General features: G+C 36.7%; 6 protein-coding genes and 2 tRNA genes. 2 read left to right on the top strand and 6 right to left on the bottom strand.

Annotation, left to right across the window (positions count from 1 at the left end):
* The first annotated feature begins 262 nt into the window (after positions 1–262).
* Positions 263–427 (top strand): bacteriocin-like protein, encoded by a 165-nt coding sequence (locus DEU40_RS22880; RefSeq protein WP_171006347.1) that lies wholly within the window; start codon positions 263–265, stop codon positions 425–427.
* 87 nt (positions 428–514) lie between these two features.
* Here DEU40_RS22880 and DEU40_RS20395 read toward each other — a convergent pair whose 3' ends face one another.
* The 6 genes from DEU40_RS20395 to DEU40_RS20370 form a co-directional block, all read right to left on the bottom strand.
* Entirely contained in the window at positions 515–3046 is a 2532-nt protein-coding gene (locus DEU40_RS20395) for a DUF5686 family protein (RefSeq protein WP_228406577.1), read from the bottom strand.
* 276 nt (positions 3047–3322) lie between these two features.
* Positions 3323–3396 (bottom strand) — tRNA-Asn (locus tag DEU40_RS20390).
* A 265-nt stretch (positions 3397–3661) separates the two neighbouring features.
* Complete coding sequence (locus DEU40_RS20385; protein ID WP_110011550.1) at positions 3662–6832, bottom strand: S41 family peptidase; 3171 nt, start codon at positions 6830–6832, stop codon at positions 3662–3664.
* 273 nt (positions 6833–7105) lie between these two features.
* A tRNA-Asn gene (locus tag DEU40_RS20380) sits at positions 7106–7179 on the bottom strand.
* Between the two features lie 80 nt (positions 7180–7259).
* Positions 7260–8750, bottom strand: a complete 1491-nt coding sequence (rseP, locus tag DEU40_RS20375; RefSeq protein WP_110011549.1) for an RIP metalloprotease RseP — start codon at positions 8748–8750, stop codon at positions 7260–7262.
* Between the two features lie 106 nt (positions 8751–8856).
* Positions 8857–9297, bottom strand: a complete 441-nt coding sequence (locus tag DEU40_RS20370) for a DUF6646 family protein (RefSeq protein WP_110011548.1) — start codon at positions 9295–9297, stop codon at positions 8857–8859.
* 219 nt (positions 9298–9516) lie between these two features.
* On the opposite strand from DEU40_RS20370, the gene DEU40_RS20365 reads away from it, so the two are divergent.
* Entirely contained in the window at positions 9517–10269 is a 753-nt protein-coding gene (locus tag DEU40_RS20365) for a nitrilase-related carbon-nitrogen hydrolase (RefSeq protein WP_110011547.1), read from the top strand.
* The last annotated feature ends 10 nt before the right edge of the window (positions 10270–10279 follow it).

Here is a 10279-nt window from a genome sequence, read left to right as displayed (position 1 = left end):
AACATCCCTAGCCAAGTGCATATGAAAAATAACGTGAAATTAAAAACATACAAAAAACAAAATCAGAATAGGAAAATTCCTACTCTGATTTAAGTATATTTGAAATATTAAACTAGTCAACCTTTTTCAGGACTAGTCAGTACTGTTTTTATAAAATTCTTTTTTTGGTGAAATATGTTTATATTTGATAACTGACATGCTTTAAAACAGTTGCGGAAGCCGAAAAGCAAATAGAGTAGGCAGTAAATAAAACTAAACAATCATGAAAAATTTAAGAAAACTAACCAAAGCCAGTCTGAGAAATATTAACGGCGGAGAAGTGTGGTGTCCGGCAAAACCAATTACATCATGTAGCGTATGGTGCGGATTGACAAAGGAGCAGCAAATGCGTTGCCTGCTTGATGTAGAAGGTTGCGAGTGCTTTTAATCATCAAGGCAGTCCTTATTATATAAGCTTTAAAAAAATTCGGCGGCTTCAAAGAAGCCGCCGAATCTGTTATATGGTATATTTACTTTAGAATCCTACCTGGAATCCTGCTTTAACGCCAAACTTTGAAATATCCGGTTTGTCAAGATAACTTCCTCTCCAGTTAAAATCTACTCTGAAGATTCTCAGGTTTCCGATTCCTATATTTTCTATTCCGAATCCGTATTCATAATAGATATGTTCGCTTGGTGCAGAATATTTAACACCTTCTACATTGATTGCTTTGGAAGCATCACTTAATGTTCCGTAGGCTCCTCTGATAAATGCAACTTCTCTCAATTTCAGCTTTTTAATCAATGGAATATAAGAAAGTATTTTACCGTTAAAATGATGCTCAAGCTGAAGTGTAGTGTAGGCATCCGTCACAAACTCATAATAATTAAGCTGAGAGAAAGTATTTGGTACCAGACCATAGGAAAGGTTGGCAGGAATAATATTCTGTAATGCCAATGGAACTGTATTGAAATTCTTTCCAGCTTCAAAATTAACCACTAGTTTTCCCATACTTCCAATCAAAAACGGCTTGTATAGCATGAATTGAAGCTTGTCATAATTGAAGTCAGCATTGAATAATCCTTCAATACCTCGCGTGTATCTTAAAACGATGGTTGGTGCCAGGTTTCTTGCCTGATAACGGTCAATACCGGTTTGTGAAAACTTAGCTCCGGGTTTTGCAATTAAGCTGATAGTAACATGGGAATCATTAACAGTTTTCCTTAGTTGACCGTCTTTATAATACATCAGATTGAATTTCTCAGGGATAGCAGATTTAATACTCTGCATCACTCCATCTATTCTTATCTGAAAGTTTTTCCATGGCTCAATAGCTGCAAAAACGCTTGTTTTGTTTACCGAACTTAAAGAAATGTTTTCTCCTCTTGCAAAAAAGGTACTGGTAGATGAGGATTGCGGCGTAACTCCATCACCTGATGTAAGCTGTCCCCCAAGCTGAACAATATCTCTGCTGGTTCCGGCTCCGATCATAAATCGGTTAAGCTTATTGAACATATATCTTGCCTCAACACCATACTTAAACTGCTGATCTTTGAATCCATAAGCTGTATAAAACTGTGCTCTCCAGGTATCATTCAATCCGAAATAAGTTCTTGCTCCTAATCTTATTCTGTCTCCTTCTACTTCATTTCTTCCATAAATTGAGAAAATAGGACCAATATCTATTCCTTTAAAGGCATTATAATAACGTGAGCCAAGGGTTTCAAACAATTTTACCATACGGTTGAATTTCGGGGTCTGCTGAAGCTGGTCAAGCATGTTGTAAACGCCCTGTTCTGCTTTGGATAAGGTGTCAGGTCTGACTTTTGTCCAGTAAGCATCATCTTTATTGGTAAATTTATCTTCGTATTCTTCTTCGGTACGTTTGAATACTTTCGGATCAAGAGGTTTATTGAACTGATAATCGGAGTAATCTACCGATCTTTTGGCGATGATACTTTTGGCGCCTTTCTTCTTTGAGAAAGGGCTCATTTCAAATTCTGTCACCAGTTTTTTGGGAAGAAACGTAGCATCATCAGGATTGTCATATTCTACCTGAGTATACACACTGTTGACAAAGTTGACGTTAATCTTCTGTGTTGACTTTAATGTTGCTCCTAAAACGGCATAAGTATCTGTATCAATGTAAAGGTTTCCCTGAAATGCAAGGACATCTTTTCTCTTTGGCTGGTATCTTATCTGGAAGGCTTTTTCCCCACGAATCGTAATGGTGTCCATAAGACTATAGTCGTAAGTATTGAAGCCATCAGTACCAACAGGACTCTGGAATCCGATATCGAAATAATTCAGGGTATTGTCGTAGATATTGATATCACGGTATAAGTTTTTAGCAGAAACCGTTATGACCTGATTGTCCTGGAAGCCTGAGGTCTTTTGGGCAACCAGTGTTCTTTTACTGTCTTTGTCCGGCCTGTTTTTACCATAATTTTCATAAACGGCTTCATTCAGGAAGATAGGAAGACCAAGTCTTCCACTCGCAGTAGAATCTGCATAACTGAAAATGAAATCAAGTTTATTGAAAATCTTTTTCTTCATGAACGCACTGTCAAGATTATTCAGGTCAAACTGTGTTTTTTCGTATTCTTTATATGAATAAGTATCGAATTTTTCCAGTCCGTTATTTCTTTTTTGTGCCCACACTTTCTGCATAATTGCATAAGCCGGATTTTCTTTCTTGTTTTTGTATTTTGTTTTACCGCTTTGAAGAACGATCTCCTGGATATCGCTTACTTTAGCCTGTGACAGCTGTACGAAAATATTGTCAGCATTTTCAGGGGTGATATCAAGGGTTTCTGTGGTATAATTTTTTCTGGAAAATCTTAACTGATGGATGATGCTGTCTGACTTAACAATGAAATTGCCCGAAGTTGTCGTTAAGGCAGGTGTTTTATCATTGTTGATAAAAATATCAACGTTATTCAGTTCTTTATTGTTCTTTTCGTCAACCACCTTACCGCTGACCTTGTTTTGAGCACATACGGAACCGGCGAGAATCAGGAAAAAAAATAAAAAATAGTGTTTTTGGGAGTTATTGTTTAACATCATTTGTTTCTTCAGGCATTTAGCATAAACAAAAAGCATGCAGTTTAATTAAAAAACAGGTAAAAAAATAAAAAATTTTTATTCTATCCTATAAAACGACAAAAGTAGCGAAAATAATATATGTATTGATTAAAAATTAACCGGGAATTTTTTATGCTTAAAATATAATAATCAGAGCGTTAAAACAACGTGAAAGTGAAAATTTTTAAGATCATTTCGGTGTTTTTTTGTGGAACTTATAAAATGAAAAAAGACTTACAGAAATGTAAGTCTTTTTTGCTCCTCCTGCTGGGCTCGAACCAGCGACCCTCTGATTAACAGTCAGATGCTCTAACCAACTGAGCTAAGGAGGAATTTCCTTTGTTTTAAGTGGTGCAAATATAGTATGAATATCCATACCAAGCAAGTTTTTATTCTTGAATATTCATCGAAAGAAGCTATTGATTTATTTTTCAATAAATTAAATTTTAAATATTTTTTGCGATGGGCAGACGTTATTCGGAATGGTATAAATTCTAAGCTGTAAGCAATGGAATTTTTAGACCTGTTTTTTTTAAAAGAAATAAAAAAGACCTACAGCAATGTAAGTCTTTTTTATTTTTTATTGTTCTGAAATTTTTACTTCTTTAAATCTTTTAGTATTTCCTGAACAGCTCTTTCCAGCTGAGGATCATTGTTCTGAAGACGATCCATAAAGGTGTTTTTAACATAAATGTCTGGTTTTACACCTGTTTTCTCAAGATTTTGTCCGTCCAATGTGTAGGTTCCCCATGCAGGAAGTCTGTAAGAAGATCCGTCTACCAATCCTTTGGCTGAAGTGAAAATAATCCATCTGTAAGTATCCTGACCGATGATTTTCCCCAGTTTCAGTGCTTTGAACCCGGCTGCAGTCATTTCGGCATCACTCAATGAAGCTTCATTAATCAAAAGGACGATAGGTTTTCCGGAAGGAGCAAAGTTGGGTTGGGTTGTTATTTTTCCTTCACGGTATTTCCATTGTAAATAAGGTCTTTGAGAAAGGAAATTCAATACTTTATCATGTACATTTCCACCGGTATTGTAACGTAAGTCAAGAATGACAGCATCTTTTCTGTTTTCCTGTTCTACCATGTCCAGAAGAAAATGATCCAGCTCATCAGTAGACATGTTTTTCATGCAGGAGTAGGCAATACGGTTGTTGCTAAGCTTATCTACACGCTGATGATTATTGTAGATCCAATCGTCGTAAAGCAAGCCTTTTAATTCTCCATTAGAAATCGGATGTACTTTGGTAGTTACCGTTTTACCATCACGATTAAAGGTAAGAACCAGCTCATCCTGTTTTTTAGGGCTTGTGAAATACGTTTCTATATTTTCGTTAAGATCAATCTTTTTCCCGTTTACAGAAGTCAGTTGGTCTCCAGGTTTGATATCAACGCCGGAACGGTAAGCAGGGGATTTTCTCAGAATGCTTTCTACCGTGTAGGGCTGGTCTTTTTTGAAGATAATTCCTGTTTCGTTCGTAAAATAGTTCAGGAACATGGTTTCTTCCTTTCCGGTAGAAGAAAATCCGGTGTGTGAAGAATTAAGCTCTCCTAAAAGATCATTCAATAATATTCTGAGGTCATTCCTGTTATGAACATACGGAAGATACTTGGCATATTGCTCCTTTTTAGCTTTCCAGTCGATACCATGGAACTTTTCATCGTAGAAATTTTCTTCCACACCTGTCCATGCTTCAGCGTACATCTGGGTAAATTCTGATGCCAGATCTTTATCAAAACTGTATTGGATGTTGATCTTTTCAGGCTTTAATGCCGCTACAGTTGTTTTGTAAATATTACCTTCTATCAGGGCAAACAGGTTTTTATCATTTTTGGTTAGATAATAAGCCGCTTTATCGAAAACTTTTTCAGATTTGGCAGGCTCAAAATCTGTGAATACCTTTTTGAACAACTGTCTTTTTCCATTGTCCTGATTAGAATTGAAAAGAAGAATTTCTTTTTTATCATCAGCGAAAACAGCTGGATCATCCTGGTATCCATATCGGTCGGTAACCAGTTCAATTCTGTCAAGAGTGTCATCAGGATTAACCTTCAATTCCTTGATTACCGGCTCTTTTTCTTCCTTTTTATCCTTGTCTTCCTCTTTCTTATCCTTCTTGTCTTTTTCTTTATCTGAAGATTTTTCCTCCTTCTTTTCTTCAGTGAAGAGATTGTCGAATTTTTCAGACTTAAATGGCTCGTCAAACCAATCCAAAGCCATACGGTAAATGTTGGATTTCTGCATGCCTAAAGGATAAGACGGATTGGTCCTGTCGCTGGCGAAATAAATATATTTTCCGTTTGGAGACCACACAGGATCTTCTTCAGAAACGCCGGTATTGGTAAGGTTTAAAGTCTGTCCTTTTTTGATGTGATAGATGAAAATATCGAGCTCGAAGTTTCTTTTTGCCGAGAATAATACATATTCGTTATTAGGGGAGAAAGAAGGCCTTGAGTTTTGGAATGCCCAAATCTCGTCTTTTACAATAGTTGTAGATGTAAAACTTTTTAAATCCAATAATCGTACTTCATCTCTTCCGCTTAAATAAACAGCTTTTGAAAGATCACTATTGAGTGTGATGCTGCGGTTATTTCTTGAATCTTCCGTTAATTGCTTCGGCTTGCCTTTTCCATCGGCCGGAATAGTAAACCAGTTCTGATAGCCGTTATAAGTCTGGTTGTAAAGAAGAGTACGGTTATCTTTCAGCCATTTCACTTCCATGGCGCGTTCTTTTCCATCAGAGACCTGCTGGGCAAATTTTCCTTCAATATCAGAAACGAATATGATTCCACGGCTTATGAATGCCATTTTTTTTCCGTCCGGAGATACGTCATAATAGGAAATATTATTTTCCACATTGAAATTCTGAGCTTTTTCCAGGGTTTTGTTGGTATTCAGGCTGATGTTGAGAGGAGTTGTGTTTTTTGAGGCGACATCATAAGTATAAAGCTGGTAATCCTTTTCAAAAATAACTTTAGATCCGTCTGCTGAGACAAAAGGCTTTTTAATAGAAGTATCAAATTGCGTTAAAGCAGTTTTTTTACCATTTTCGATTTTATAAAGATTGTATTCTCCATTATTCTCATCAGAAATAAAATAGATAATACCATTTTTATCTACACTTGGGTTGAAATCTTTCCCTTCATAGTTGGTGTACTGTTTGAAAGAATTGTTTTTTGGGTTGTACCCCAGAATATCAGGATTATTTTCTCCTTTATAACGCTTACGCTGTACCTGATGGGCGCTTTCCGAAGAACTTGTGAAAAGATATTCTCCTGAAGGAGTTTCGACAAGACCATTGGTGTTGTTAAAATAATTGTTGAAAAGCTTTTGTGGGGTTTTTCCCTCAATTGTAGTTTTAAAGCTGCCGAAATTATTATTTCTGTTGGAAGTAAAATAAATCGTTTTGCTGTCCCACGCCCAGCTTTCCATTTCATCCCTTCCGGTATGGAAGGTTAACTGCTTGATGGTTCCACCTCCTGCAGGCATTACATACACATCATAATTTCCATATTGATTAGAACTGAATGCAAGCCATTTTCCATCCGGGGAAAGACGGGGATTGATCTCTTCTCCATCCAGGGCGGTAATTCTTGAAGCATTTCCTCCATTAGAGTCTGCTTTCCAGATATCGCCGTCATATGCAAAATAAGCTGTTTTTCCATCCGGACTTAATGAGGGACCTGATAAAAAATAAGACTTTTCCTGTGCCGAAATCCCTGCAATAGAAAATGCTGTTAATAACGAAATAATAGTTTTCTTCATGGTAGAATGGGGTATTTATGCAATACGATATATTGATTTTATTATTCTTTGTTGTTGCAGAGAAATACTCATCTGAAGAAAATTTTCTCAGTTTGAATAACTCTTCCAATAATAGTCGAATTATTACGGAAATAGTTACATGAAACATCTGGAAAACTGAATAATATTCGTTGAAACAGAAAGTAAGTTGCACATGGTTATTGTATAGTACAGTTGTACAATTCGTCAGATTAAGGCATAAAAAAAGACTCACATTTCTGTAAGTCTTTTTTGCTCCTCCTGCTGGGCTCGAACCAGCGACCCTCTGATTAACAGTCAGATGCTCTAACCAACTGAGCTAAGGAGGAATGTCCTTTGTTTTAAGTGGTGCAAATATAGGACGAATATTTATACCCTACAAATATTTTTAAGAAAAATTTAAAAAAAATTATAATTTACCCATAAATACTTTGAAGATGTCGCTTCCAAAGATCAGTAACATCAAACCTAACAGGAAGATAACTCCGATCATCTGGGCGTTTTCCAAAACTTTCTGAGGAACAGGTTTTCCTACAATAATTTCATATAAAGTAAATAAAACGTGCCCACCATCAAGTCCAGGAATAGGAATAAGGTTCAGGAATGCCAGCCATACAGAGAACATCGCTGTAAAGCTCCAGAAAGCCACCCAGTTGATTTTAACGCTTCCATCCGCATCTTTATCCACAGGCATATTTTTTACAATAGCAATAGGCCCTCCGACGTTCTTATACCCCTGAACTTTAGAATTGAACATGATTTTGAACTGCTTTACCTGAGTCGTTAATGCTTCAATAGTTCTTGTGAATCCTCTTGGAATAGCTTCTCCGAAAGAATACTTTTTATTCGTTACAATATCTTTTGCTATGCTTTTGGTATCGATGGCGATCCCCAGTTTTCCGTTTTTGTCCACAGAAACAGCAGGTAATGTCTCTACAGCTCCGTTTCTTTCAACATCCACAGAAACTGTTTTTCCTTTATTTTCACTTAAAAGAGTGCTTACTTCATCAAAGAATGCCGCTTTCTTACCGTTGATTCCTACAATTTTATCACCTTTTGCCAGTCCGGATGCCTGGGAAGAAGGAGTAGCCAACGAATCAATAACCATAGATACCCTTGGAGAGATGTATAGTTTTGCTTCTTTCTGCTTAAGAACATCTGCAACACCGTCTGCATTGACAGGGAAAGTAACTTCCTGTCCGTTTCTGTTTACGGTAACATGATCTCCCAAAAGAATATTGATGGAAGTATTTTCAAGTCTTTCTGCCGGTTTTCCGTCTACACTAATGATTTTGTCACCATTCTGGAAACCCATTTTCTTTCCTGCAGAAGTGGCTTCAATACCATTTTTAAATTTTGTAATATCTGTATAAGTTTCTCCGTTGAAGAATGATAAACAGCTGTAGATTAACCACGCAAGAAAAAAGTTAACGGTAACTCCCCCCAGCATAATGATAAGCCTCTGCCACGCTGGTTTTGATCTGAACTCCCAAGGTTCTGCCGGTTTTTTCATCTGGGCAGTATCCATACTTTCGTCCACCATTCCTGCAATCTTCACGTATCCTCCAAAAGGAAGCCAGCCGATTCCGTATTTTGTTTGTTCAGGGTGTTTTCTCCAGTCGTTGTCCGGAAGTTTTGATATGTCGATAGGAACTTCTTCCTTCTTTCCGTTAACCTCTATTACTTCAGAATCCGGCAGATTCTTGGATAAAAATTTATACTGCCATTTTCCGTTGATTTTCTTCATGGAGAATATGGAGAAGTAAGGATCAAAAAACAGGAAAAACTTCTCTGCTCTGGTCTTGAACCATATTGCCGGTAAAAAATGCCCAAGCTCATGAAGAAGCACAAGTATAGAGATGCTCAGAATGAACTGAAAAAGTTTGATTGCTATTTCCATTAATAAATTTTAGATTTTAATTTGCAAAGGTAACAATTATCAAAACTATGCCAAATAAAAAAGCTCCCCGAAACGAGAAGCTTTGTCATATTTAAAGACGATTTGATTATAAATTGAAAGAAACGCCAAGACTGCCATTGTTACCTACTTCTGCAAAAACCCCAATTTTCTCTGTGAAGAAATAACGTGCTCCGATGTGAGCGCCTACTCCAAAGTCTCTTCCAAGCACTCCAAGGTCTACACCTGGGTAAATATCCCATTTTGAAGGAAGATTCAGGGCTTCCTGCAAATGAAAGTTCAGTCTTCCGAAAACAAAAACACGATTATCCTTATCGTTGTCTTTGTAATTGTCAAAATACCCATTGATCCCGGCACCCACTGAAATAAGTTTGTTGAGTCCATAGTCATAAGTTCCCGTTACTCCGGTTCCATATCCCCAGGCGCTCAGCCCCAGTTGTATTTTCTGATCTCCCTTTCCCGTCCAGGCCTGAGCATTAGCCATAGCACCAAAAAAGAAGATCGCCACCATAAAAAACAATTTCTTCATAAATTTTTAATTTTAAGGATAATAATAAAAAATATTTCTATCAAAAATGAAACCGAAAGAATAGCAATAATATAAAAATGGTTGACTTTAATACATTATTAAGAAAAAGTACCCGATTTTTGTATGAAAAACTACTTTTTCAACCATTTAATTCTCCTTTTGTAAAGATAAAAGCTGTATTTTTATACTTCATATTTGAAATAATTAAAAGAATAAAAGATGAAAGTTGCAGGGCTTAATTTAGATATCATCTGGAAAAAAAAAACTGAGAATTTTGCACGTATAGAAAGTGAACTGCTGAATGTGGAGGCAGATCTGTTTCTTCTTCCTGAAATGTTTTCAACAGGTTTCTGTATGGATGCTTCCGAAGTATCAGATAGGAATAATGAATCGCTGGAATTTTTGAAAAAGATCTCAAAAGAGAAAAATGCAGCATTCTGCGGGAGTGCTCCGGTAGAACAAAACGGTAATTTCTACAACAGGATGTATTTTGTGAAGCCGGATGGCGAAATCTCCTTTTATGATAAAAGACACCTGTTCTCTTTTTCCGGAGAAGATAAGGTCTACACACCGGGAAAAGAAAGAGTAATCGTTGAATACAAAGGAATACGTTTCCTGCTTCAGGTATGTTATGATCTTCGTTTTCCTGTTTTTGCCCGCAATAATGATGATTATGATGCCATTTTATATGTTGCCAACTGGCCCGAGAAGAGAGTAGGGGCCTGGGAGCATCTGTTGAAAGCCAGAGCAATTGAAAATTTATCTTTTGTATTTGGTCTCAACAGAATAGGAACTGATGGAAATGATCTGTTGTATCAGGAAAGTTCTCACTGCTTTTTTGGTGACGGAAAAGAAATTTCTCAGAAACAGGGAAATCTCGTATTTGCAGAACTGTATCTGGAGGAATTGAAGGACTTTAGAAAACATTTCCAGTTTTTGAATGACCGTGATTCTTTTTCTATTGAATTTTAGGATTTTCCCA

The organism is Chryseobacterium sp. AG844, assembly GCF_003182335.1.
GTDB classification, from domain to species: domain Bacteria; phylum Bacteroidota; class Bacteroidia; order Flavobacteriales; family Weeksellaceae; genus Chryseobacterium; species Chryseobacterium cupriresistens.
This window is presented reverse-complemented; position numbering and strand designations above follow the sequence as displayed.

Coding starts and splice junctions, on each gene's coding strand:
- DEU40_RS22880 (WP_171006347.1), top strand. CDS start 263: ATGAAAAATTTAAGAAAACTAACCAAAGCCAGTCTGAGAAATATTAAC.
- DEU40_RS20395 (WP_228406577.1), bottom strand. CDS start 3,046: ATGATGTTAAACAATAACTCCCAAAAACACTATTTTTTATTTTTTTTC.
- DEU40_RS20385 (WP_110011550.1), bottom strand. CDS start 6,832: ATGAAGAAAACTATTATTTCGTTATTAACAGCATTTTCTATTGCAGGG.
- DEU40_RS20370 (WP_110011548.1), bottom strand. CDS start 9,297: ATGAAGAAATTGTTTTTTATGGTGGCGATCTTCTTTTTTGGTGCTATG.
- rseP (WP_110011549.1), bottom strand. CDS start 8,750: ATGGAAATAGCAATCAAACTTTTTCAGTTCATTCTGAGCATCTCTATA.
- DEU40_RS20365 (WP_110011547.1), top strand. CDS start 9,517: ATGAAAGTTGCAGGGCTTAATTTAGATATCATCTGGAAAAAAAAAACT.